Annotated in this window: 21 protein-coding genes and 1 pseudogene; 4 read left to right on the top strand and 18 right to left on the bottom strand. The window is 59.3% G+C overall.

The window, feature by feature from the left end; translation table 11 throughout:
* Positions 1-65 precede the first annotated feature (65 nt).
* From NJH59_RS18010 to NJH59_RS17990, 5 genes are all read right to left on the bottom strand, one after another.
* On the bottom strand, positions 66-1,520 hold the full coding sequence (locus NJH59_RS18010; RefSeq protein ID WP_253087122.1) for an efflux transporter outer membrane subunit: 1,455 nt from the start codon (positions 1,518-1,520) through the stop codon (positions 66-68).
* The gene (locus NJH59_RS18005) at positions 1,517-4,693 is read right to left on the bottom strand and encodes an efflux RND transporter permease subunit (RefSeq protein WP_253087121.1); all 3,177 of its coding nucleotides are present in this window, start codon (positions 4,691-4,693) and stop codon (positions 1,517-1,519) included. Before NJH59_RS18005 ends, NJH59_RS18010 begins: the two co-directional genes overlap by 4 nt.
* Entirely contained in the window at positions 4,690-5,847 is a 1,158-nt protein-coding gene (locus NJH59_RS18000; RefSeq protein ID WP_054916662.1) for an efflux RND transporter periplasmic adaptor subunit, read from the bottom strand. The genes NJH59_RS18005 and NJH59_RS18000 overlap by 4 nt, the downstream gene beginning before the upstream one ends.
* Positions 5,848-5,967: 120 nt before the next feature.
* Positions 5,968-6,870, bottom strand: a complete 903-nt coding sequence (locus NJH59_RS17995; RefSeq protein WP_054916663.1) for a GGDEF domain-containing protein — start codon at positions 6,868-6,870, stop codon at positions 5,968-5,970.
* A 177-nt stretch (positions 6,871-7,047) separates the two neighbouring features.
* Entirely contained in the window at positions 7,048-7,920 is an 873-nt protein-coding gene (locus NJH59_RS17990) for a universal stress protein (RefSeq protein WP_253087120.1), read from the bottom strand.
* Positions 7,921-8,253: 333 nt separating this feature from the next.
* Between NJH59_RS17990 and NJH59_RS17985 the strand changes: the two genes are divergently transcribed.
* The 3 genes from NJH59_RS17985 to NJH59_RS17975 all read left to right on the top strand — a co-directional run bounded on the left by NJH59_RS17985 (position 8,254) and on the right by NJH59_RS17975 (position 10,211).
* On the top strand, positions 8,254-8,676 hold the full coding sequence (locus NJH59_RS17985; protein WP_236176356.1) for an NUDIX domain-containing protein: 423 nt from the start codon (positions 8,254-8,256) through the stop codon (positions 8,674-8,676).
* Between the two features lie 310 nt (positions 8,677-8,986).
* Positions 8,987-9,634: a hypothetical protein gene (locus tag NJH59_RS17980; protein WP_253087119.1), complete on the top strand. Its 648-nt coding sequence runs from the start codon at positions 8,987-8,989 to the stop codon at positions 9,632-9,634.
* The gene (locus NJH59_RS17975) at positions 9,627-10,211 is read left to right on the top strand and encodes a hypothetical protein (protein ID WP_253087118.1); all 585 of its coding nucleotides are present in this window, start codon (positions 9,627-9,629) and stop codon (positions 10,209-10,211) included. Before NJH59_RS17980 ends, NJH59_RS17975 begins: the two co-directional genes overlap by 8 nt.
* A 100-nt stretch (positions 10,212-10,311) precedes the next feature.
* On the opposite strand, the gene NJH59_RS17970 is transcribed toward NJH59_RS17975, so the two are convergent.
* On the bottom strand, positions 10,312-11,538 hold the full coding sequence (locus NJH59_RS17970) for an MFS transporter (RefSeq protein WP_043859956.1): 1,227 nt from the start codon (positions 11,536-11,538) through the stop codon (positions 10,312-10,314).
* Positions 11,539-11,891: 353 nt separating this feature from the next.
* Here NJH59_RS17970 and NJH59_RS17965 point away from each other — a divergent pair, with 353 nt between their 5' ends.
* A complete protein-coding gene (locus NJH59_RS17965) occupies positions 11,892-12,140 on the top strand; it encodes a hypothetical protein (protein WP_231390615.1) in 249 nt (82 codons plus the stop codon).
* Positions 12,141-12,231: 91 nt separating this feature from the next.
* Here NJH59_RS17965 and NJH59_RS17960 read toward each other — a convergent pair whose 3' ends face one another.
* The 12 genes and pseudogenes from NJH59_RS17960 to NJH59_RS17905 all read right to left on the bottom strand — a co-directional run.
* Complete coding sequence (locus NJH59_RS17960; protein WP_253087117.1) at positions 12,232-13,566, bottom strand: di-heme oxidoredictase family protein; 1,335 nt, start codon at positions 13,564-13,566, stop codon at positions 12,232-12,234.
* On the bottom strand, positions 13,563-14,864 hold the full coding sequence (locus tag NJH59_RS17955; protein ID WP_253087116.1) for an extracellular solute-binding protein: 1,302 nt from the start codon (positions 14,862-14,864) through the stop codon (positions 13,563-13,565). Before NJH59_RS17955 ends, NJH59_RS17960 begins: the two co-directional genes overlap by 4 nt.
* Entirely contained in the window at positions 14,851-16,893 is a 2,043-nt protein-coding gene (locus tag NJH59_RS17950; RefSeq protein WP_253087115.1) for a TonB-dependent receptor, read from the bottom strand. The genes NJH59_RS17955 and NJH59_RS17950 overlap by 14 nt, the downstream gene beginning before the upstream one ends.
* 320 nt (positions 16,894-17,213) lie before the next feature.
* Positions 17,214-17,729, bottom strand: coding sequence for a hypothetical protein (locus NJH59_RS17945; RefSeq protein WP_116054351.1), 516 nt, complete (start codon positions 17,727-17,729; stop codon positions 17,214-17,216).
* 97 nt (positions 17,730-17,826) lie between these two features.
* Positions 17,827-18,113, bottom strand: a pseudogene (locus NJH59_RS17940) (RHS repeat domain-containing protein); the annotation flags it as partial.
* Positions 18,114-18,284: 171 nt separating this feature from the next.
* Positions 18,285-18,734, bottom strand: a complete 450-nt coding sequence (locus NJH59_RS17935) for a hypothetical protein (RefSeq protein WP_078480297.1) — start codon at positions 18,732-18,734, stop codon at positions 18,285-18,287.
* Between the two features lie 352 nt (positions 18,735-19,086).
* Positions 19,087-19,704 carry a hypothetical protein gene (locus NJH59_RS17930; RefSeq protein WP_196932414.1) on the bottom strand — a complete coding sequence of 206 codons (618 nt, stop codon included), beginning with the start codon at positions 19,702-19,704 and terminating at the stop codon, positions 19,087-19,089.
* A gap of 1,107 nt (positions 19,705-20,811) precedes the next feature.
* The gene (locus NJH59_RS17925) at positions 20,812-21,123 is read right to left on the bottom strand and encodes a hypothetical protein (protein WP_153046077.1); all 312 of its coding nucleotides are present in this window, start codon (positions 21,121-21,123) and stop codon (positions 20,812-20,814) included.
* Positions 21,124-21,280: 157 nt separating this feature from the next.
* Entirely contained in the window at positions 21,281-21,502 is a 222-nt protein-coding gene (locus tag NJH59_RS17920) for a hypothetical protein (RefSeq protein ID WP_253087114.1), read from the bottom strand.
* A gap of 67 nt (positions 21,503-21,569) precedes the next feature.
* On the bottom strand, positions 21,570-22,073 hold the full coding sequence (locus NJH59_RS17915; protein WP_196932412.1) for a hypothetical protein: 504 nt from the start codon (positions 22,071-22,073) through the stop codon (positions 21,570-21,572).
* Positions 22,074-22,628: 555 nt separating this feature from the next.
* Positions 22,629-23,054 carry a hypothetical protein gene (locus tag NJH59_RS17910; RefSeq protein WP_153046076.1) on the bottom strand — a complete coding sequence of 142 codons (426 nt, stop codon included), beginning with the start codon at positions 23,052-23,054 and terminating at the stop codon, positions 22,629-22,631.
* A 5-nt stretch (positions 23,055-23,059) separates the two neighbouring features.
* The coding region (locus NJH59_RS17905) for an RHS repeat-associated core domain-containing protein (protein WP_253087113.1) at positions 23,060-23,665 on the bottom strand (606 nt) is incomplete at its 5' end.

The raw sequence follows: 23,665 nt of genomic DNA, 5'->3' as shown, positions 1-23,665 counted from the left end.
CACGCTGGTGGAAGCCGTATGAAAATAATCCCCGGTTTCGGGGATTATTTTTGCCTGATGGAACGCTAGAGAGAGGCGCCGTCGCACGGCTGCCGGGCCTGCGCGCAGACTTCCCAGCCACCACCCAGCGCCTTGTAGATGCCCACAACCGCCAGGCGTTGTCGGGTACGTGCAGCGGTCAGGGCGCGTCGGCTGGCGTAATCGGCGCGCTCGGCCTCAAGCACATCCAGATAGACGCCCTCGCCCTCCGAGAACCGCGCCCGGGCAAGCCGCGCCGCCTCGCCGTTGGCCGCCGATTCGAGCAATCGCAGCCTCAGGGTATTGCTCGCAGCCCCGTGGGCCTTGAAGGCATCATCGGTTTCCTGCAACGCGCGCAATACCGTCTGGTCGTACACGATCAACGCCTCCCTGGCGCGTGCCTCGCTGGCGGCAATGCGGGCACGCACACGCCCGGTGTCCAGCAGCGACCAGCGAATCATCGGGCCGATAAAGCTCGACAGCGCGCCCGCGCCACTCATCCCGTCGAGGCTTCCGGTGACCACACCGATGGAGCCCTGCACCTGCACCTCGGGATAGAGGCCCGCCGTCTCGACCCCGATTTGCGCCGTGGCGGCCGCAAGGGCGCGTTCTGCGGCGGCAATGTCGGAGCGTCTCCAGAGCAACGCGGTGGGCTCACCGACGGCGATCGTGCGCAGGGCCAGCGCCTGATCCCCAGGCTCGGCGGCCGGTGGTGTGAACCGCTGCGGCGGCTCGCCCAGCAGGATCGCCAGGGCGTTGACCGAGGCATCACGCCGACGCTCCAGCTCGGGCACGCTCACCTCGACCGAGCGCAACAGGGCCTCGGCGCGCAGCCGGTCGAACTCGGTGGCCGCCCCAGCGTTCACCTGGCATTCGACCATGCTCAGGCTGTCGCGCTGGCTTTGGCGGGTATCGGCGGCAACCGCCAACTCGGCCTCGATGCCCCGCAGCTCGAACCAGGTGGCCGCCACCTCGGCCGCCACACTCGCCTGAACCCCGCGCAGCAACGCCTCGCGCGAACCGGCCTGGGCGCGTGCGGCCTCCACCGAGCGGCGCACGCGGCCGAACAGGTCGATTTCCCAGGACGCATCGACCGCCCCCCGATAGGTTTCGTTCTGCCGCGACTGGCCAGCCGGTGTCTGCACTTCGCTCCAGCGGCGGTTCTCGTAGCTGAGCGCAGGGCCGCCACGCGGAAGGAAACCCTGGCGGCTTTCGCGCAACATCGCCCTGGCTTCTTCGAGCCGCACGGCAGCAATCGCGATGTCATGGTTGGCGGCAAGCGCCCGCTGCACCAGCGCGGTCAATGCGGGCTCGTCAAAGGCACCCCACCACCGGGCCTCGACGCTGCCGGGGCCAAGCCCGGCAGGCAGCTCATCGAAGCGTGCGGGAAGCTGCGTTGCCGGCAGCGACGGCGCAACGTAGTCGGGGCCCACTGCAGCACACCCGGCCAGCAGCATGAGGGTGGCCAGGGGCGCCAGAACAGCTCGATAGCAAAGGCTCATGAACGGCGCTCCTCAAGGGCAGGCTTGGCTGTGGGCGTGTGCCGCTCGAAACGTGCCGCCAGCCCACGGATCACCACATAGAAAACCGGGGTCAGGAACAACCCGAACAGCGTCACCCCGAGCATGCCGGCAAACACCGCCACCCCCATGGCCTGACGCATCTCGGCACCTGAGCCGCTGGCAAGCACCAGCGGCACGACGCCGGCGACGAAGGCCAGGGACGTCATCACGATCGGGCGCAGACGCAACCGGCATGCCTCCACAACCGCCTCCAGCACACTCGCCCCCCGCGCTTCCAGGGTACGGGCGAACTCGACGATGAGGATCGCGTTCTTGGCGGCCAGGCCCACCAGCACGATCAGCCCGATCTGCACGAACACGTTGTTGTCGCCCTCCATCAGCCACACCCCGATGATCGCGCTCAACAGGCACATCGGCACAATCAGCAGCACCGCCAGGGGCAGCAGCCAGCTGTTGTACTGCGCCGCCAGAATCAGGTAGGCCAGCAACACACACAGCGGGAAGATGAACAGCGCCGAATCGCCGGCCAGCTTCTGCTGGTAGGTCAGGTCGGTCCATTCGAAGGTCATGCCTTCAGGCAGCATTTCCCCAGCCAGACGCTCCATCAGCGCAACCGCCTGCCCTGAACTCACGCCCGGCATTGCGCCCCCCGAAATGTCCGCCGAGGGGTAGCCGTTGTAGTGAATCACCCGGTCCGGGCCGGAGCTTGGTGTAACGCTGACAAACGCCGACAACGGCAGCATGGCCCCGGCCGCATTGCGCACCTGCAGGCGGCCGATGGCTTCGGCCTGCATGCGGTGGTCCGTGTCGGCCTGCGCCGTGACCTTGTAGGTGCGGCCAAAGCGGTTGAAGTCGTTGACGTACAGCGAACCCAGGTACACCTGCAGCGCCTCGAACACATCGGTCAGGCGCACGCCCTGGCTCTTGACCTGGGCCCGGTCGATGACCACGTCGAGCTGCGGTGCATTGATATCGAGGCTGGTCATCAGCCCGGCCAACTGCCCCGACTCGGTGGCCTTCATCATCAGGATGCGGGTGTGCTGCACCAGGGCCTCCAGCCCCGCGCCGCTGCGGTCCTCGACTTGCATCTTGAAGCCGCCGGTGGCACCCAGGCCGGGCACCGGGGGTGGCGGGAACACCCCAAGAAAACCATCGGGAATACCCGCGAACCTGGCCTGCAGGCGCCCGGCAATGGCGGTTGCAGCCAGGTCCGGCGAGGCACGCTCCTTGAACGGGTCGAGCATGATGAACATCACCGCGGCGTTGGGCACGTTGACGAAACCGTTGATCGAAAGCCCCGGGAACGCCACCACGCTTTCGACGCCCGGCTCATCCAGGGCCAGCTGCGACATCTGCCTGGCCACCGCTTCGGTGCGGTCCAGCGACGACGCGTTGGGCAACTGGGCGATGGCCACCAGGTAGTACTTGTCCTGCATCGGTACAAAGCCCGGTGGCACGGCATTGAAGCCGAACGCGGTCAACCCCAGCAGGCCGACGTACACCACAAGCACCAGGCCGCTGAGCCGGACCACCTTGCGCACCGTGTTGCCATAGGCCTGCGGTGCACGCTGGAACGGCCGGCCAAGGGTGCCGAGCAACCGCCGGGCACGCCCGCGCAGGCTGCGGGGGTCGGGCGTAATGCCGTGCTGGCGTGGCTGCAGCAGCAACCCGGCGAGTGCGGGGCTGAGGGTCAGCGAATTGACCGCCGACAGAATCGTCGAGATTGCAATGGTGAGTGCGAACTGGCGATAGAACTCGCCCTGCAGGCCGCTGAGGAACGCCGTGGGGATGAACACCGCAGCCAGCACCGAGGTGATCGCGATGATGGGCCCGGTCACCTCGTCCATGGCAAGCCTGGCGGCCTGGGCCGGCGCCTCGCCGTTCTCGATATGACGCTCGACGTTCTCCACCACCACGATGGCATCGTCCACCACGATCCCGATCGATAGCACCAGGCCGAACAACGACAGGGTGTTGAGCGAAAAGCCCATCAGGTGCATGACCGCAAAGGTGCCCACCAGCGACACCGGCACCGCCATCAGCGGGATGAGCGACGCGCGCCAGTTGTGCAGAAACAGCACCACCACGATCACCACCAGCATGATCGCCTCCAGCAAGGTGATGGCCACCGACTCCAGCGAGGCCTGCACGAACACCGTGGGGTCATAGGCAATGCGCGAGGTGAGCCCCGCCGGGAAGTTCGCCTCCAGCCGCTGCATGGTTTCGCGCACCGCCTGGGCAACGTCCAGGGCATTGGCGCCCGGGCTCTGGATGATCTGCAGCGCAACGGCCGGTTCGCCATCGAGCAGGCTGCGCAATGCGTAAGAGTCGGCGCCCATCTCGATACGGGCCACATCGCGCAGGCGCGTGACCTGACCGTCGTCGCCGGTGCGAATGATGATGTCGCCAAACTGCTGCTCATCGGTCAGCCGCCCCAGGGTGTTCACGGTTACCTGGAACGCGGCGGTGGCGTTGGGCGCCTGGCCGACCGACCCCGCCGCCACCTGCACGTTCTGCTCGCGCACCGCTTCGATCACCTCGCCTGCGGTGAGCCCGCGCGCGGCGATCAGGTCCGGGTCGAGCCACAGCCGCATGCTGTACTCCCCGGCGCCCCACACCAGCACATCGCTGATGCCGGGCAGGCGCGACAGTTCATCGCGCACCTGAAGGTAGGCGTAGTTCGACATGTAGAGCGGGTCGTAGCGTTTGTCGGGAGACAGCAGGTGAACCACCATCAGCATGTCCGGCGAGGTCTTCTGGGTGACCACGCCCTGGTGCTGCACCTCTGCCGGCAGGCGCGGCAGAACCCGCGAAACGCGGTTTTGCACCTGGATCTGCGCAATATCGGCATTGGTGCCCTGGGCGAAAGTGATGGTCAGTACCATCCGGCCATCGGTGGCAGACTGCGACGCCATGTACAGCATGCCCTCGACCCCGGTAATCGCCTGCTCCAGTGGCGCGGCCACGGTTTGTGCGATTACCTGGGGGTTGGCCCCCGGATAGGACGCCGTCACCTGCACGGTCGGCGGCGTGACCGCCGGGTACTCGCTCAGCGGTAGCTGGAAGAAGGCGACGATGCCGGCAATCATCATCAGTATCGAGAGGACGATGGCAAAAATGGGACGATCGATGAAGAAGCGCGGGAATGTCATTGCGCCGCCCCCAGGGTTTGCTGCGCCTTGACGGGCGAACCCTCGATCGAGGTGGGCTGCGGCGTAACCTGCATGTCCGGGCGCACCAGGCCCTTGACCACGATGCGCTCGCCGGGCTGCAGGCCTTTTTCGATCACGCGCAAGCCCTCCACCATCGGGCCGAGTTCGACCGGGCGGTACTGGGTCTTGTCGTCCTTGCCCACTACCAGTACGTAGCGGCTGCCCTGATCGGTCGAAATCGACTGGTCCGAGATCAGCACCCTGGCCTGTGGCGTGCCGGTCTCAAGCTTCACCTTGGCAAACAAACCGGGCGTCAGCTGCCCGTCGGGGTTGTCGACCACCGCGCGAACACGCAGCGTGCCGGTGTTGCGATCGGCGGCGTTGGCCAGAAAATCGACGCGGCCGGGCCGCGCGTACTGCTTGTCGGTGGCCAGCGCCACGCTCACCTTCGCCGCCTGCGCGCCCGCGCCAGGCCGGCTTGATGCGAGCGAGCGCAGGTACGTGCGCTCGTCCACATCGAAGTACACATGCAGGGGGTCGATAGAGACGATGGTGGTCAGTGGCGTCACCCCATTGGTGACGTAGTTGCCTTCGGTGACCAGGGTTTGCCCTACACGCCCACTGATCGGTGCAGTAACCCGCGTGAAGCTCAGGTCGAGCTTTGCAGCGTCCAGCGCGGCCTTTGCGGCATCGACCTGGGCCTGGCCCGCATCGAGCGCCGCAATTGCGCTGTCGAGCCGGTCCCGCGCAACGACCTTTTGCGCATACAGTTGCCGGGCTCGGGCATGGTCTGCCTGGGCCAGCAGCCACGCCGCCCGGGCCTCCTGCAGGCGTGCGGTGGCGGCGTCGAGCGCGGCCTGGAAGGGCCGTGGATCGATGACAAAGAGCTGGCTGCCCTTCTCTACCATGCGGCCCTCGGGCACGCTCACCGCCTGAATGTAGCCGGCCACCCGCGGGCGCAGTTCGACCCGCTTGATCGCGGTCAGCGACCCGGTGAATTCGGCATGGGGCGTTACCGGGCGCACGATCACCTCGGCTACCGGAACACTGGGAGGCTTGGCGGGTTCAGTCGCGGGTGCCGTCTCCTTGCACCCGACGCTGGTGAGCGCGACGCTTAGCGCCGCGGTGAAAAGGGTTACGCGTTTGACGTTCATCACATGGCCTTTCGCACGAGTGTCGACCTGCTTTGCGGGGGCAAAGCAACGTTCGCGTACTTATCCGACTTGCCACGTCTGGAAGGTCAAGGGTTTTCTGACATTGGCCATACCCTGGCGTCAGAGCCACACAATCCGGTCCTTGCCCATGCTCTTGGCCACGTACAGGGCACGATCGGCCCGTTTCAAGGTGTCCTCGTAAGCGTGGTCCTCGGGCAGCATGGCCGTTGCGCCAATGCTCACGGTGACCACCGTGTCGCCTGCCCAATAGCGGCTCAGCTCTTTTCGGAAGCGCTCATGCAGACGCTCGGCAAGCTGCAGCGCCTGCTCGCGCTCGGTATTAGGCAGGCCCACCACAAACTCGTCGCCACCCAGGCGGCAGGCGAAATCCGTTGCGCGCAGCGCGCAACGACATATCTCGGCCACCGCCTGGATGATCTGATCACCGGCGTGGTGTCCCTGGGTATCATTGATTTTCTTGAGGTTGTCCAGATCGAACAGGAACACCGACGTCGGCACGCGATAGCGTGTCAGGGACTCGTGGTGCAGTTTCAGGTCATGTTCGAGCTTTCTGCGGTTGAACAGACCGGTGAGCTGGTCGGTATCGCTCAGTTCCCTGAGCCTGACTTCCAGTGTGTGCCGTTCGGAGATATTGCTGGCGACCCACAGCACGACCTCCTCTTCGTCCACCCTGAAGTTCAGGGCCTGGATGCGCCCCTCGAACCAGATGGGGTCCTTGGGGCCCTCATCGGGCAGGCCCTTCACGTCCCTGTTGCTCAGCTCGTACTCGGCGACCAGCAGGTTTCCCGTGGCCAGTGCCCGGGCAATCTGCTCCAGAAACCAGTTCGCCTTGTCGGCATTGATCAGGTCTGAAATATACAGGCCGATCAGGCCGGACCCATCGTGGTAATAACGCGCGTCGCGGCCACCAAACACCGCAACGTACTTGCCACTGCGCGACAGGATGAAGGCAGGGTCGGGCAGCGCATCAAGAATCAGGGCCATCTGTGCGGTGTCGATCATGAAGCACTTCTTCTGTGCCGATTGATGAATGGCGTAACGGTAGCCAACAATACCATTACGCCATCATCCGCAACATGGGCCTTGCGGATGCCACCAACGCCTCACGGCGCTTGCGACAGAACCGTTATCGCGTGTGCTGTGCCAAGCGTTTCCGGCCCCCTGCCCTACCTACAGACCCTAGATCGACACCAACACATCGCACTGCGATTCGCTCAGCACGTGCTTGGTGACGCTGCCCACCAGCAGCTCTTCCAGCGCGCTTTCGCCCTGCTTGCCGACCACGATCAGGTCGTAGTCCAGCTCCTGCTCGGTTTCCACGATCCGCCAGGCTGCGTCGCCGTGTGCCACGATCTGCCGAGCATTGGGCAGGCCGGCGGCTTCGCTCAGGGCCGCAAGTTGCTCCACGGCATCCTTCTTGATGGCGTTGCGGTAGTGCGTGAGGGTGTCCTGGTCGATGTAGGCAAAGCGCATGCTGCCCTCGAAGGGCGCTTCGAACGCGTGCATCAGAATGATTTCGGCCTGCGGGGCCACGGCTTTTGCCAGCTCGATGGCACGCAGCGACGAAGGCGAAAAATCAACCGGCACCAGCACGCGGCGGTACGCCTCGCGCGGGGCCTGTTTGACCACCAGCATCGGGCAGTGCATGCGGCTCAGCATGCGCTGCACGGTGGAGCCCAGCAGGCGGCGCGCCAGGTTCTGCCCCTTGGCCCCGCATACCAGCAGGTTGGTGTTTTTGTCTTGCACCACACGGGTGATTTCGGTAGCCACCGAACCGGGCGCGACCTGTGTGCCAGCGGAGATGGCGTAGCGGTGGAACAGCATGGCAGCCACTGCACGCAGGTTTTCGCCGGCACTTTCCAGCACGCGATTCAACAGGTTGTCATCGGGTACCACAACCTGCTTGAGGCGCTCGTAAGGCGCGGGGTTGGCAACGTAGAGCAGGTCCAGCGCGGCATGCTGCACCTGGCTCAGGAGTGCGGCCCGCTCTGCTGCGTTGCGCGCAGAAGTGGACAAATCGGTGGCAACCAGTACGTGCTTCAACGGGCTCATGTGGGGCTCCTTATGCAATGTGGCGCATGCGGATCGAGGCGTTGGCCTGCTGTCGGTCCGCTCCTTTCGTGCCGCCATGGTCTCCCGAACGCTATAGGCGGCGGCTTGATTTGCGTCAACCTCAAGGCCAGGCATCTGGCTGCGGCAACAAACTGCAACATGTGGGCAGGGTTCATCAGTGTGCTGCCTGGTTTGTCCTGAACGTGGGAGGGAGGCAAAAACCCGGCAGAGCCGGATGGATGCTTTAAGATCGTGCAGTGTTGAAGGCAGCTGACATCGTTCAGCTTTCGACGCGCTCAACACTCAACAGCAATGAGCCAAGGGGAGAACAACATGGCAGTGGATAAAGCTTGCCCGGTGGTGCTGCGCAGCCGTGAAACGTTGGAGATTCTGGCGTTCGCGCATCCGTTGGCGGGCCTGCAGTTGGTCAAGGGAAGTGTGGAGCCAGGTGAGCCGAGCGAAGACGCTGCTGTACGAGAACTGTTCGAGGAAGCCGGAATTCAAGGCACGGTGGGACGAAATCTTGGCGTGTGGCGCGCTGAGGTAACCGGGCATGTGTGGGCATTTCATGAATGTCACGTCACCCACGAGCTTCCCGACACCTGGGTTCACTTTACCCAGGATGACGGAGGGCACGCGTTCAGGTTTTTCTGGCATCCACTCCATAGCGAGCCATCCGACGCATGGCACCCACTCTACAAGGATGCATTGAGCTTCCTTCGACTTGGCCTCACTGAAGCACCCGTGCCCGGCTAGGCGCCATGTCGGCTATTGGCCGAGCACAAACGGGCGGTAGACACGCTGATGGCAAAGTAAACAACGTCAACTACGCTGCTCGCAGTTGCCGCGTAATAGCCGGATCGAGTCCATCTTGTGGCGCCCTGCTACTTCAAACGTCGGCACCTTGGGAGGATTGATGAGTTGCTTACCCCGTCACGGCAGAGTCTCCTGCTCGCGTTGCCACACCGAGAGTGCGCCAGCATTCGATGTAGCCACTCGCACCGAGGGCGAGTGGCGTATTACGGCAAACCCGCTGGCATGGGGCAGTACTACGCCAGAGGTGGTTGTGCTGGGCTTCTCCAAGGGCCCCACTCAGGCGGGGGCACTTGCCAGCACACCTCACGACGACATCGCCTACAAGGGCAGTCGTCTCAATGTGGGCAAGATTCTGGCCCACGTGGGCCTTATCCCCGCCACCCCGCCTGACAGGCTCAAGCAACAGGTGGACCGCCTTATTGCGGACAACGACGGGCGCTTTCATTTCGCATCGCTCATCCGTTGCACCGTAGAGCGCCACGACCGCAAGGCTGGTACCTGGAAAGGATCAGGCGGCGGGATGCTGGACAAGTTCATTGCCAGCCCGTTCGGCAAGTCGGTGGCCAGCAACTGTACAACGGCCTTTCTTCGCGACCTGCCGCAAGAGACCCGACTGATCGTGATGTTCGGCCTGGGCACGGGGATGAACTATGTCGCGTCTGCCTACGCGCTGTTGCGCCATGCCCGCCCCGGCGCATGGAAGATGATCAACGCCGTGGCCTACACAGACGGCAGAATCACCGTGGTGCATGTCGAGCACTTTGCGGCGCAAGGCGCCTTGATCCCCAACTGGCTTGGGGAAAGGGATCACCCGAGAAGCAGGCTTGGCCTGCTCTCGAAAGCGGCTGTTCAAGCATCAGGGGTCGGCAACTTCAGCGGGGGGAATGGGCATGGCTGATCAACCGGTGCTAGCGGGCAAACACTTCCAGGCGATTCTGGCAAGCGCGCCGCTGAACCAGGCGACGTTCCTTTGCCAGGGTTCGAGCAGCATGCTGTTCGAGCACGGTACCAGGCTCTATCGCCTCACGCTCGAAGGTTGCGGCCACAATTTTCTTGCCCGGCAGTGGGCCCAGGGCAACCGTAATGTCGTCGAGGTCATTCACGACTATGGCGCCGTGGGGCCCTCTGACGCTTCATTCAGGGGAAGCGAAAACGAGTTCTACTGGCTGGCCGAAGTGGAAAGGTTGATAAGCGTGGATGAGGCCAGCGAGCCGTTGCTTGCCAGCCTGCTGTCGGGGTTGCTCGACGACAATGATGATCTGCCGGCCAACGCCGTGCTTGCTAAACAGTGCCTGGCCTTGGCCGGTGAACATCCCGCGCTGGCGGGGGTGTTGATCACACTCGCCAGGGCGGCGGAATTTGCGCAGCGCCATGAATGTGACGTGGATGCCAAGCTCGACAACCTGATGCGCCGCCCCGCTACCGGGGAGCTGGTGTGGACTGACCCGCTGGGCGGGTGTTTCTATGCGCCGTAGATCAGCAATGAAGTGCTGATTTGGGCTATCGAATCTCAGCGATCTGCAAGGCCGCACACGCGGCCCCCTCAAGATTGACGTCAGCCCATGCGCCGGGCTGCTAGCAAGGCTGAACCGCCATTCGGTTACTGACCTTGCGCCCCAGCACCAGCACCGTGACAAAACCGCAGCCCACCAGTGCCGTGGCCAGGCTCAGCAGCACCGAGCTGCCCATCTGGTCGACGATGCGCCCGCCAAAGAACGACCCCAGCGCAATGATCACCTGAAACAAAGCCACGAACAGCGGCATGCCACGCTCGACATCCTTGGGCGCCACCACGAACATCCAGATGCTGGCGCAGGCCGGAAAGGCACCGAAGGCAAAGCCCCACAGCGCGATCAGCATCACCGCACCGGTCATGCCGGTGGCGAAGTAAGGGAACAGCGCCGTGCTGACGGCAATCATCAGCGCCACCAGCATCAGCGTGTAACGTACGCTGCGGTTGGCGGCAAACCCGGCGAAGACATTCCCCAGCACCCCGGCCACGCCATACAGCAACAGCAGCGAGCCAATGGTCGGCCCATCGAAGCCGGCGCTTTGCTTGAAGAACGGTGCCACATAGGTGTACGCGGCAAAGTGCGCCAGGCCGATCAGCAACACCGCAATCAGGCCGACCCGGGCCTGCGGATTGATGAACAGTGCCGGCAGGTCACTGATGCGAATGGCCTTGTCGGGGTTGAGCCGCGGCAGCAGGAACACCTGGGCCAGCAGCACCGGTACACCCACCAGCGCGGTCACCAGGAAGGTCATGCGCCAGCCCATCAGGCCACTGAGCCAGGTGCCGACGGGCACGCCCAGCACGGTGGCCAGGGTCACACCCACCATGATGATCGAGGTGGCCTGGGCTACCCCCACACCCTTGGGGGCCAGGCGGCCGCTGAGGGCGATGGCCGTGGCCCAGAACCCGCCGATGCTCACCCCCAGCAGCACACGGCCGAACAGCAGCAGGCTGAAGTCGGTGGCGTAGGCCACCACCGCATTGGCGATGATCATGATCAGGGTCAGGCCGATCAGCAGGTAGCGCCGGTCCATCGCGCCGATGCCCACCGACAGCAAGGGCGCAGCGAGTGCGGCCATGATGCCGGGCAGCGTCACCATCAGGCCGGCATGACCGGCACTGATGCCCAGGTCGCTGGCGACATCGTTGAGTACGCCCACCGGCAGAAACTCGCTGGTCACCAGGGCAAAGGCGCCCACCGCGACCGAGAGAATCGCCAGCCACTGCTGTTTGACGCTCTGTTGATTGTGTTCGGGAAGGCCGCTAGGGGCCTGGCTTGCGCTTGGCATGGTGCTGGGTTCCATGGGGGAAATGACGCCTTGAGCAGGCGCGGGAAGCGGGGAAAAATCGAACGCGATTATACAAGCGGGTTTTGCCGCGCCGACAGGCGGGCCCTTTGATAGTAATCATCAGCGCTATCGATGAAAGGCCCGTAGTAGAGCAACTGCTGCAGGCCCATGCAAGCTTGGCCCAGCTTGCCGGGCATGCCAAGCCCCGGTACCTGACGCAACATCCGCCAAGGCCCTGCCCAGCGCCTCAAATAATTTGAACCGCCTCTGGGCGAACTCGCCTAATGATCAGCATGTGGATGATCCCACAGGCAACGTGCCAATACCGGCAAGCGCTATCAGAGGTGGTCAACGTGGCTAAGGACGAGAAGAAAAGCAAAGACGGGTCTTCAAAAGCCAGCAAGGATTTGAAAGACAAGAAGTCATCATCGGCAAAGAAATCAGCTGCGGCATCGGCTCTTTCCAAAGCCTCTGAAAAGAAAGAAAAGAAAGACAAGAAAAAAGATGCCGAACCCAAGAAATCTGCAAAAAAATCGGACAGCAAGCCCGAGAAGGCCAAGAAGTCGGACAAGGCAGATAAACCTGCGAAAAAGAAAAAGTGACGGTTGCGATTGGCCAGGGCTTCATGCCCTGGCCTTCTCACGCTGAATCGCGCTCCCGTCACTGAGAGATGATCGCCTTGGGTCCAGCGCCCTACAGCGACTCAAGAAACGCCCGAATCGCCGCCCGTTCCTTCGCCCCCAGCGTTACATAGCGCTGCCGGGCCACTTGCGCTTCACCGCCATGCCACACGATGGCTTCCTCCAGCGTGCGCGCTCGGCCGTCGTGCAGGTAGCCACTGCCGGGGTTGATCCGCTCACCCAGCCCAAGCCCCCACAGCGCAGGGGTGCGCCACTCGCGGCCGTTGGCGAGAAAGTCCTCACGGCCATCGGCCAACCCCTCGCCCATGTCGTGCAACAACAAATCGGTGTACGGCGCGATCCGTTGCTGGCTCAGCGCCGGGTACAGCGGGTGTGTGCCCGTGACCAGTTCGGGCCGGTGACAGGCCGTGCAGCCAATCGCGGCAAACAGTTTTTTACCCTGCACAACCGCAGGCTCGGCCTGCTGCCGGCGCGCAGGCACGGCCAGGTGGGCGAGGTAGAAATGCAGGTCACCAAGCTGCATCGTGTCCAGCTCCGGCTCGCCGCCGTGGGGCGCCTGCGCGCAGGCCTGTTGGGCAGGCGTGCAGTTCTGCTCAGGAGCCAGCGTGGAGGTGATGCCCAGGTCGCCCAGCATGGCGTGGGCGATCTGTTGGCGCAGGTCGGGCTGGTTGGCCTTGAGGCCAAAGCGGCCCGCCTCGGCACGCTGTCGCTCCACACTCCATACCTGATTGACGCGCCCGGTCACGCCGTCGGGCTTGGCTTCAGCCGCCATGGCCTGCAGCGTGCTGGCCTCGATGGCCTCCAGCAAACCGAGGCCGAATACCGGCGAGCCCACCCGCGCCGAGGTCAACACCCCGTCCAGTGGCCCATAGGCCAGCTCCCGCAGGTCGACACGCGGCGTGCGCAGCATCACGGTTTCGCCATCGCCCAGCGGCACCGCGTGTTCCTGCCAGTACACATGGGCCCGCCCCTCCCCCGGCACACCGGGCACACCTTGGTCGTTGAGCTGGTCGCCATACACAGGATGAGGCTTCGGCCCGCCGTGGGCATCGCGGCCCGGCACGGACAGGCGCAGCAACAGGCTGCGCATCGCCTCCCCCTGCTGCGGCGCCTGGCCACGACCGTTCTTGGGGTGGCAGGCGATGCACGACACCCGGTTGTACAACGGCCCGAGCCCATCCACCGCTTCGTCGCGAGACGGCGCGACCACCCACGCCTGCCGGAACAGGCTGCGCCCGCGAAAGAAGCGCTCCAGCTGGCCTTCGTCCAGCCCGGCGAAGGGCTGGGCATAGGCTTCACGGTTGACCGCGGTGTGGGTGACATCGGCGCAGGCGAGCGCGCTCACCAGCAAACCGATCGACAGCCCGGCGATGCGCACAACGGTCACTGACCCAGCCCCTCCAGCAACCGCGCCGCCTCTGCCCGCTGCAGCGCGGCCTGGAACTGCCAGGTGATCTCGGTACGGCCCAGTGCATCCTGGTCGGTTGCCGGCTCGTGGGCCATGCCCTTGTCCTGACGTGCCGCGAACAGGCCCAGCAACGGCTTGGCCTCGGCTTGCCCGGCAGTCAGTGGCGGCGCGGTCAACAACTGACGTATGGCGGCTACGTCATGCCCCGCCGCTTCGGCCGCGTGCAGCCGCGTCCAGAGTTCGTTCAGCGCCTCGTGGGGCAGGCCCAGCCATTGGGTGAACAGCGAACTGATCAGCGCCAGGCGTTCGCGCGAGCTGCCGTTGCCGTAGTCATAGGCGCCGTGCCCCGCGGCAACGAACGGGTTGTGGTACTGCGCGGGCAGCTGCGCATACACGCTCGGGCGCACCGGCAGCTTGCGAATGTCGGCATCGGCCAGCAGCGCCTGCCCGGCGTCGGACAACACGTACCGTGCGAACGCCCGGGCACCGGCCGGCGCCTGGGTGCTTGCGGTAATGGCGATGAATGCCGGGTTGAGCCCACCGTGGGCCGGGTACACGAAGTCCACCGGCTCGCCGTTGGCCTTGGCCGAAGCGACGAAGAAGTCGATCGACAAGCCAACCGCTGCCCGCCCGCTGGTGACTTCGTCACTCACCAGCGTGCCGCCGCGCGTGACCAGCCGCGCCTGCCCGGCCAGTTCGCTCCACAGGGCCCAGCCGCGCTCCCAGCCATAGGCGCGCAGCACGATATCCAGCAGCACCGGGGCAAACCCGACCCGGCCCGGGTCGGGCAGCGCCACCCGCCCGCGCAACCGGGCGTCGAGCAGGTCGGGCCAGTCCTTGGGCGTGGGCACACCCAGCTCGGCGAGCGACGCGGCGTTGATGGCAAAGCCGTAACCTGCCAGCTCGGTCGCCTGGTACAGGTTTTTTTGATCACGCAACGCCAGGCCGCCGATCTGCGCCGGCAAGCCCTTCAGGCTGATACCCAGCGGCTGCCAACTGCCCGCCTTCGCCAGCCGGGTGAAGTTGCCCGGCGACGGCGCCCAGTACACATCCACCCCGCCCTGTCTGGCTTGCAGCAGGTAGGGCAAGGCATCGAAGCCCTGGCGCCAGAGGACCTGCAGGCGATACTCCGGGTGGGCCTGGGCAAAGCCATCCTCCACCCGCGTCATCACCTCCTGGGGGTAGCTGGTCATCACCACCACGCTTTGCGGGGCCGCGCTCAGCAGGCCGCTGAACGCCAGCAGCAGGCCCGCCAGCCAGCGGTTACAGCGGCACATTGAATTGCACGAAATATTGACGGCCCATTTCCGGGTAGCCCTCGCTGTACTCGTACAGGCGGTCGAACAGGTTGCGCACGCCGCCCTCGATCAGCACGTCGTTGCTGAAGCGGTAGCCGGTCTTGAGGTTGTACACCGCGTAGCCCGGTGCCATCTGGGTGGCGTCGGAGGTGTTGTAGCGACGCGAGGCCGCCTCCACGCTGGCGGTGTGCTTCCAGGCGTCGAGGTTCCACGAGGCCGAGCCGAACAGGCTGTGGCGCGGGGTGTCGGTGGGGTGCAGGTCGCGGTCGCTGCGGTTCTCGCGGTCGAGGAAGGTGTAGTTGGCTGCCAGCTCCCACTCGCCCAGGTCGCCGTTGATGCCCAGCTCCACCCCCTGGTTGCGCGCCTTGGCGATGTTCTGGAACTGGCCGCAGGGCGCGGCGCAGTTGTCCTGCGCGGGCACGGTGACCTTCTGGATGGAGTCTTCGATATTGGCCACGAACAGCGCCGCGTCCAGCTGCCATTGCGGGGCAACCTGGCCGCTGTAGCCGAACTCGTAGTGCGTGGCGCGTTCGGACTTCAGGTCCGGACTGGGGATGACCGTACCGAAGCGGGTCGAGTAGCGGTCCTTGATGGTCGCAAAGCGGCTTTTGCGCGCCACGGTGAGGCGCAGTTGGCCGTTGTCATCGGTGCCCAGCAGCGGGTTGGTGTTGGCGAACAGGCCGAGCTGCGCGTTGACCGCATCGTTGCTGCCGGTGGGTTCGTCGTACAGCACGGCCTGCTTGGGCGAGCTGGCGGTGGTGCCGTAGTTTTCGGCATCCAGGCTCTTGCGGTAGTTGTAGGAAACGCCGCCCACCACGCTGAAAATCTCGTTCAGGCGCAGGGTGTCTTCCAGGGCAATCGACTGGGTCTGGTCGCGAAAGTGGGTTTGCGGGCTGTCGCCATCGCGGGAGCGGTGCACGTCATCCTTGAAGTGGTAGGCGATGCCCAGGCGGTTGTTCTCGGTCAGGGCCAGGTCGGCTTCCACCGAGAAGCCGGTGCTCTCGTCGTCGTACTTGCTCGGGAAGCCCTTCTGCAGGTTACCCACCACGCCGTTGCGGTAGGCGAAGCTTTCCAGCGAGTTCTTGAAGGTATCGTGGTACACGCGGGTTTTCAGAAAGTGCTCGCCAAAGCCGGTTTTGGTGGCGATGAACACGCTGGTGTTGTCCGAGCGCGGCCACTCCCACCAGCGTGCGCGCTGGCCGGTCGGCGGCAGCTTGCCGGCATAGGTGGGCTGGCCCTTGCTGCCCTCCTGCTGAACGTAGCCGAGCACGTATTCATCGGTTTCGTTGGGGGTGAAGCCCAGCTTGAAGCTGAACTTGGTGTCGCGGTGGTCGCTGTTCTCGCGCCGGCCGGTGCCTTGCTGGTTGTTGGTGGGTTTGAAGTCGTCGGGCAGCAGGGTGTAGTCGTAATCCACATACGACACCCCGCCCTGCATCCACCACGCGCCCTGGTTGGAACCCACGTTGGCGTAGGTGCGGTAGGCGTTCACGTTGCCGTGATCGGTCAGCTCAAGCCCCCCGCCCACTTCGCCTTCGAATTCCTGCACCGGGCGCCGGGTAACCAGGTTGATCGCCCCGCCCAGGGTGTTGGGGCCGTACAGCAGCGAGGCAAAGCCCTTGTCCACCTGAATGCGCGACAGGTCGTAGGTGGTGAAGCGGCCCAGGTCGATGTTGCCGTCGTAGGGCACGTAGGTGGGGATGCCGTCGATATACACCGGCACCTGCAGGCGATCGAAGCCGCGCACGAACACCACCTGCTCGGCGCGACCGCCGATATAGCCCAGGTTGACGCCGGGGGCCAGGGTGAGCGCGCTGGCGACGGTTTCGCGGTCGTGCAGGCGGATGTCCTTCAGGTCGATGACCGTACCGCCGGTGGACAGGGTTTCGTCCTGTGGCGCGGAGATCTGGATTTCGCCGAGGGTGAAGGTGTTTTTCTGCTCCGCGAGGGCGGATTCAGCACCCAGGGCTGCGACGGCAACCATCAGGGCGTGCGGTGTTAGCGGCTTCATTGCTGCTCCTGTGTCGGCCTTGACGTAGGCGGCGCCCGGGCGACGTTGTGTATTATTTTATATAGCGACTGACGGTTTTTTCTGATCACGACCTCCCCAGGAGGTGATCAGCCGGTGGTTGCTTTAGGGGGGAAAGCGGGATGGCGCAGGGCCAAACGGCAGGAATGCTAGCGTTGTTCACAGGACGTTACAACGCTATACACAAAAATATATAGCGAATTGACCAACCCATAAGCGGGGCTTCTAGCGGCTTTGCGCTCGATGGCAAGGTGTCAGCGGAGTGCCGGCAAGCACATCGAACCCCCTACCCTCCAGGCGCGCTACATCGTCTGTCGAGGGATGGCATAAATACGTACAAGTTCCTCGTTGCAGGCGTGGTCAAAGAACCTGCTCTCTAGAAAAACGAAGCTCTCAACGAAGCCGCAGGTCGTGAACAGCTGCTTGACCTTGGTCATTTCCATTGAGTCCGTTTCAGGTTGATTCTTGATAAGCGTTTGGCGAAGTGCGCTGGCTGCGGTACTTGGGTATATGAAGAGTTGGGGCACCAACGTGGAGCCACCGCTGGCATCGAAGCGTGTGAAGGTGATGGCAGTCAGCTCTAACTGCCTTTGATTGCTGCGGGCGAGTGCACGTACGGTATTCAATACGAAAACAGCAAGCCCCAACAGAAAATCCGAGATGTCTTTTTTCTCAAGTTTCCTTTGTAATTTTTTTAATCTGCTGTCCCGTGAAATGATGGGGTATTCTTCAAAATCGTCGAACGCGCCTGCCAGGCAACGCAGATCATTGTAGGCTTCTTTTTTTATTATCTTTGCGTACAACCCATGTAACTTCATCTATTTGAATCTCAGCATACGTATTTTTAATGAAAAACACCGGGGCGCGGCATTGTATATTCAATCCACGCGAACAACTAATCGAGCCCTATCCACTAAATCGCCCTCCCCCGGATCATAGTACCGATACCGGTTGTAATGCAGCCTGGTCTCACGGTTGTGATACTGCCCCTGAAACCGTGGCGCATTACCCAGCCCTACCTTCCTCGCCCAAGCCGAGCGCTCTTCATGCACCTCACCCCACGCCTTGTACTGCACCGCCCACGCCACCTCACCCTTGTTGTCAGTCAGTTCCTTCGTCGGGCCCAGGTGGTCGCACTGGTACCACGCAATCGCATCAAACGCCTGCGGCTGCATGTGCGTTTACCACAACGGGTCCTGGTCTAAGCTGCAGATGCAAATCTACAGGAGCAGTTGCTGGGAATCATCGACACTGGTCGCGCCCTCAAGGACGCGTCTCGAGTGCCCCAAAGAATGCAAGTAATATAGAGTTCTGCTCTCATGACATATACTGCAAGTAAAGCCATCCAAAGACAGGCAATATCTACTTAACAATCAGGATCGAGAGCCGATAGTAACGAAGACCTCTCCATACTCTTCATCATATATACGTCGCGCCACTGCATACTCCGCACCAAATTCTTTAAATATTTTAGAGTTCCAACTTTCAGAAATTATTAGGGCAACTTCCATGGCTTGCTCCGTGGGAAGCTCATCAAAAACCCCCGTTATCTCTAGCAGGTTCATCCAGAACTGAGTCTCATCTAGACTTTTGCTCAAACTCAAGTGACGCTCAAACATCTCAGGATCGAACAGCTCAGCAACAAAAACCTTATCATTCAAAATATTGAAACTTGGCCATAAAAATCTTGCAAAGCAAACAATAAAGTCCGATGCCAGCTCGTGATTCACATAAATTGCCCTTACATAATCAATGCCTGTTACAGCGTGATCCTTATTGGCATTCACAAAAGAAGAGAAGTCAAATGATTTAATACTATCCAAGTTATTCACCTTTGGGATATTCGTCAGGTACTGGATGGCGCACGCGCCATTTATCTATGAATACACGACCGTCTGGCCTAGTATTTCCGTTGCTTCTTTTATGTTCGGCCTAGCAATATTTCCGTGATTTTTCCCGACCCACGGTACTGCTTCCACGTTCCAGTAATGCGCGGTGGATTGCCCACCTCGTCATGGAACCACTGCAGCGTGCTCGCCGCATTGAGCGCCTGGTTCAGCTTGCCATTGTCGGCATAGGCAAAGCGCTCGTTCTGCGACTGGTCACCCTGACTGGCGGTATGCGCGCCAGCCGTCCCATGGGGTCAAGACGCGGGTCATCACAACACTGGCCACCCTACCAACAGGGCATTTCTCGCATATTTTCGATGAACACTAGGCGCCCTTCATCGCCTACTAAGCTTTCTAACTTAGTCAAGAAACCATCCATGTCTTGGGAGATCAAATAAAATGCCCCCCAGCCATGCTCTTGCGCACGTTGAGAAATCCCAAAATATGCGCAAGAAGATAGCAGACTTTCATACAATGGTTCTTCAATCCGGCTGTCATCTTGCAGGAAGTGCGACAACTCAGAAGGCTCTGGCTTTTCAGTGTGCCTATAGCGGGAAAGAATGCTGTATTTTTTCATGGCTAGCACATAACGCTCATGCGAGGCAACTAAACTGCTAAATGCGCCACCTTTATCTTTGAAGAAAAAATTCGGCATGCCTCCCTTGGGGAATACTCCTGGATGATCAACACTGCCTGAGCCGCGTAAGCAGTAACACTCTCCTAACAATTCATCTAAAATACTTTCAGCTATCTGATTCACATCGAACCCCAGCTTACCATTCGGATCACGCGCCATTACAGCAGAAAGCTCATCATTACCATTTGCCGGTAGTGAAGATATACGCTCATTGGCGTATTTTTTTAGATACTTAAATTCCGACCTGCAAATCAAAACTTCGAACATCCCAGCTACCCCGGATAAGTAAATACTATGACTTCGCCTTTCTTGTTTTTCGCGTGCACATGCGGCCCGTCGTGATGAGCAGGAAATCCTTCGCCTACCATATGAGGGTGCCCGTCTGGGTGATCAAAAACTAGCGGCTTAGCGCCTTCTTCCTTCCGTCCTAGCGTACTTCCTCTAGCGCACAGACATGCGTAATTTTTCCCCCTGCTTTCAGAATTAAGCTCGGCAACTAGAATATCCTGCCTATCGAGGCAAACATAAAATTCACCTGAAAACTCATGCGCCTTGTAGATTTAACACAAAACCCGTCACGGCATAATCATTATTAGCGAGCGCGAATGATTCATTTCCTGTTCTAGTTCACTTCATCCCTACTGGTTATTCAGCTACGGCCCCCATTGAAATTTCACCCTCGACATACTCCACCCGACTAGCCCTATTTCTGTCTTTTTAACCACTCAGACATCTTCTCATGGATTCTACGAAGAATATCTGTGCTGCCAAAAATACAAAAACTTTGTGAGTTGTCGGATTTTCTATCCAGCAAGGTAGTTTCGACTATCTCGCTTGCAGTGCCTTTAACCAGAAATGTTTTTTTGCTGTCTCCCTGAACGCCGCATGGGCATGCTTTGTCTATAAATTTTTCGGCTCGTTTGAATGTGTCCTCCCTAACTTTGAGATCCCTCTTTGCTTAGCTTGTCTTTCAATTCTGTGATTTTCAACTTTGCGCCCTCTGCTGTGAGTGGATTTTCTTGGTTCCAACTCACCGACTCTTCAAGGTTTTTTCCTTGTGCTTGAATACGTCCCCTGTGTGCGGCCAAGCCTAAAGGATCAATCCATCCGACTGGGCTAACGACGTAACTATAGAGGTTCAGGCCGCCGTAATAGCTAATATCCAGAATGTGTCGCTTTGAGTATTTTTCTCGTTACGACCTCATTAAATAGGCCGAAATATCCTAAGCTCAACCACTAAATATAAATACACCTCAACTATAAACTCCCCCCTCTACAAACCAAGATCTCACCATGATCATTGCCAGCCAACATACAAGAAATATTTTCATCGACCACGTAATACTCAAAAAAACGACAAATTTCAATAATATCCTAAACTTTATTCAATGGAATAAAAAATACAAATTTTTCCTTGTTATCATCATCCACTACAAACCAAACTTTATCATTATCTGCGGGAAATATTTCAAGCAAGTGTTGATAGCCAGAATTGTCCGCAAAGCTATACACTTCCGGCTTACTGACCAGTGATAACCACCAAGCCCTAGGGGTTCCTGAGATAAATCTCTTTTCAATCAAAGAAGTAACTCTTTCTTTATCTTCGATTTCGTTAGGACTCAGCCCCTCTGAAATCAATGCAGCAGACAACTCTGACCTCAAATTTACTTCTTCACTCTCACACATAACTTTACCTACTTCTTATCAGGCCGGTGAGGATGTAGCTCCAGCCGGACAACAAATTTTGCAAATCCTCAAAAATGCTGTATTGCAGCGCACTCAAAACACCAGATGCTATATGCATGCACTTTTAACCGAGTCTAATCGCCCCCCAATAAACGCCTTAGCCCAACCAATCAACAACCCAACCCGACTCTGCAAAGTACTTTATCAAACTCTCTTTCGACTCAATCCAGTCATCAAACCCCACGCTGAAATCATATTTATTTGAGGTTAATACATAATAACCGCCCATATCACCCAAATCAAAAATCACCTTAACATACAACCCCGCATCGTGACCGCTGACAACTTTACCAACTACACCTAGAGGTGGTATCTTCATCATCACTCGCAAGTAAGTAACTTGCCCTCATTACACATAACGGGCGAGCAGGATCATCCCTGCCTGCCTAGTGCGGTTTTAGACTGAAATCTACTTGAGGCTCGTTATTTTCTTCGGATGAAAGCCCTATGGTAACGAATATCTCCCCCGTATCTTCATCCAATATATATCGTGCCAAGGCATGCTCCGCACCAAATTCTTTCAAAATCTTAGAGTTCCAGCTTTCAGATACTATTACAGCAACCTCCATGGCCTGATCAAACGAAAGCTTGTCGAATACGCCCGTTATCTCTAGCAGGTTCACCCAGAACTGAGTTTTACCAGGCGTGCTTTTCACATCTAAATGCTGTTGGTATAGCTCGGCATCAAACAACTCAACAACAAAAACCTTGCCATCTAGCATTTTTAACGCCGGCCATATAAGTCTAGCGAACCAAAGAATAAAATCGCCTGCAAGCTCGTGCGACTTATAAATTGAACACAAATAATCAACGCCCGTCACAACATGATCATTATTCGCTAAAGCAAATGATTTATAATCATATGATTTGAAATGGTTTGACTCATTCACCTTTTGGAGCCTCATGTGGGAGAGGTGCTAATACACGCCTCTGATGGATAAGAACCCTACCATCTGGCGTGGACTATTTTTTGCTTATTTAATATTCGGCCTAGGATATTTCCGTGGTCTTTTCCCGACACACGGTACTGCTTCCACGTACCATCCCCAAAGTGTGTCGTTTACTGGCCATCACTCCGCAACTTGACTAACTCCATGATCAACATCAGGGCATAACTATCTCAACGTTGCACGCGGTGTTTTTTCGTTTACTGCAACCGCCCGACTAACTATTGGATGCTCGTTGCGCTACAACTTGATTAGCACCTCTCTCCCGACGTCTTCATTGCAATGCCATGTCTCGTATTGCAATGTTTACTGGCGGAGAAAAAACCCAATAACATCATGAGAAATTGTATTGCTTTGCGTGATGTAGTTGTCATGATTTATCCTTTCGGCCCTTTGTGCTTCTCCTTCATTACATCGCCATATTCATTGAGGATTGCTCACCTGGCGGCTGCATTTCTTTTAGAAAATGCCAACTCCCAATGGAAACTTCCACACGCTCTATTTAGTATTGATTGAAGATTTGATTTTTTTCCTAGAAGCCTCCATATCATCAAAAACCGAATCGACAATAGAAATTCCTTCTTCAGCAAGGAACCTATCGACTTCACGATCAATAATCCCTAAAAAAACACGATAACTAGCTTCTGCAAAAAAACGACCCTGATAAAAAATAGAAAGCCTTTCTCCTTTAATCTTAAATAATAACGCAAAAGATGAATCAACTCCGATAAATTCAAAAGATTTTGTGCTTTTCAATTTCACCAAGCCATCAATTAAGGAGGTAATTGACAAATATATCATCATCCGAAGTCTTGAATCATCCTTGGAGTCTATACCTTGATCGCCAGAGGAAAGCCTCATATCCCCCAAGTCAAATCCTTCTGGCTCACCGCCCTCTTCGGATCTCGAAATGTAGAACTCCATAACTATTAGCCTCCTCTAACAGGGAAAACCGTAATTGTCCTATTTCCATCATGAGAGTCGAATACACCTCGAACCCGGTCGGTGCGACCATTTATTTTTATGCGCTTCTCATAGATTTGCATTCTGCTACTAGGATCAGAAACTCTATTACCCTTTTTCACAAGACACTCACATGCCGTCTGAATTTGTTCTTGCGTTGTCCCCTCAGGAAACAGGTCACCATGGCCCCCTGGATGGGTGCCACTCACATGCCGCTCATCAATATGTTGCCAGCCTTCTTTTCGATTGCCAGGATCAATACGAGGTTTAGCTACTTTTCGCCCCGCCAAACCCAATGGATCAACGCAATCCGTCGGATTTAGTGCGTATTGGTACAGGTTCAACCCACCCGAATAACTAATCGGATCCTGCCCAACAAATCGCCCAACCCCCGGATCATAGTACCGATACCGGTTGTAGTGCAGCCCAGTCTCCCGGTCGTGATACTGCCCCTGAAACCGTAGCGGGTTACTCAGCCCTACCTGCCTTGCCCAAACCGACCGCTCCTCACGCACCTCCCCCCACGCCTTGTACTGCCCCGCCCACGCCATCTCGCCATTGTGGTCGGTCAG

The sequence above is a fragment of the Pseudomonas sp. VE 267-6A genome (genome assembly GCF_024126555.1).
GTDB classification, from domain to species: domain Bacteria; phylum Pseudomonadota; class Gammaproteobacteria; order Pseudomonadales; family Pseudomonadaceae; genus Aquipseudomonas; species Aquipseudomonas palmensis.
Note: the sequence above shows the minus strand (reverse complement) of the source record. Positions and strands in the feature narration are given on the sequence as shown.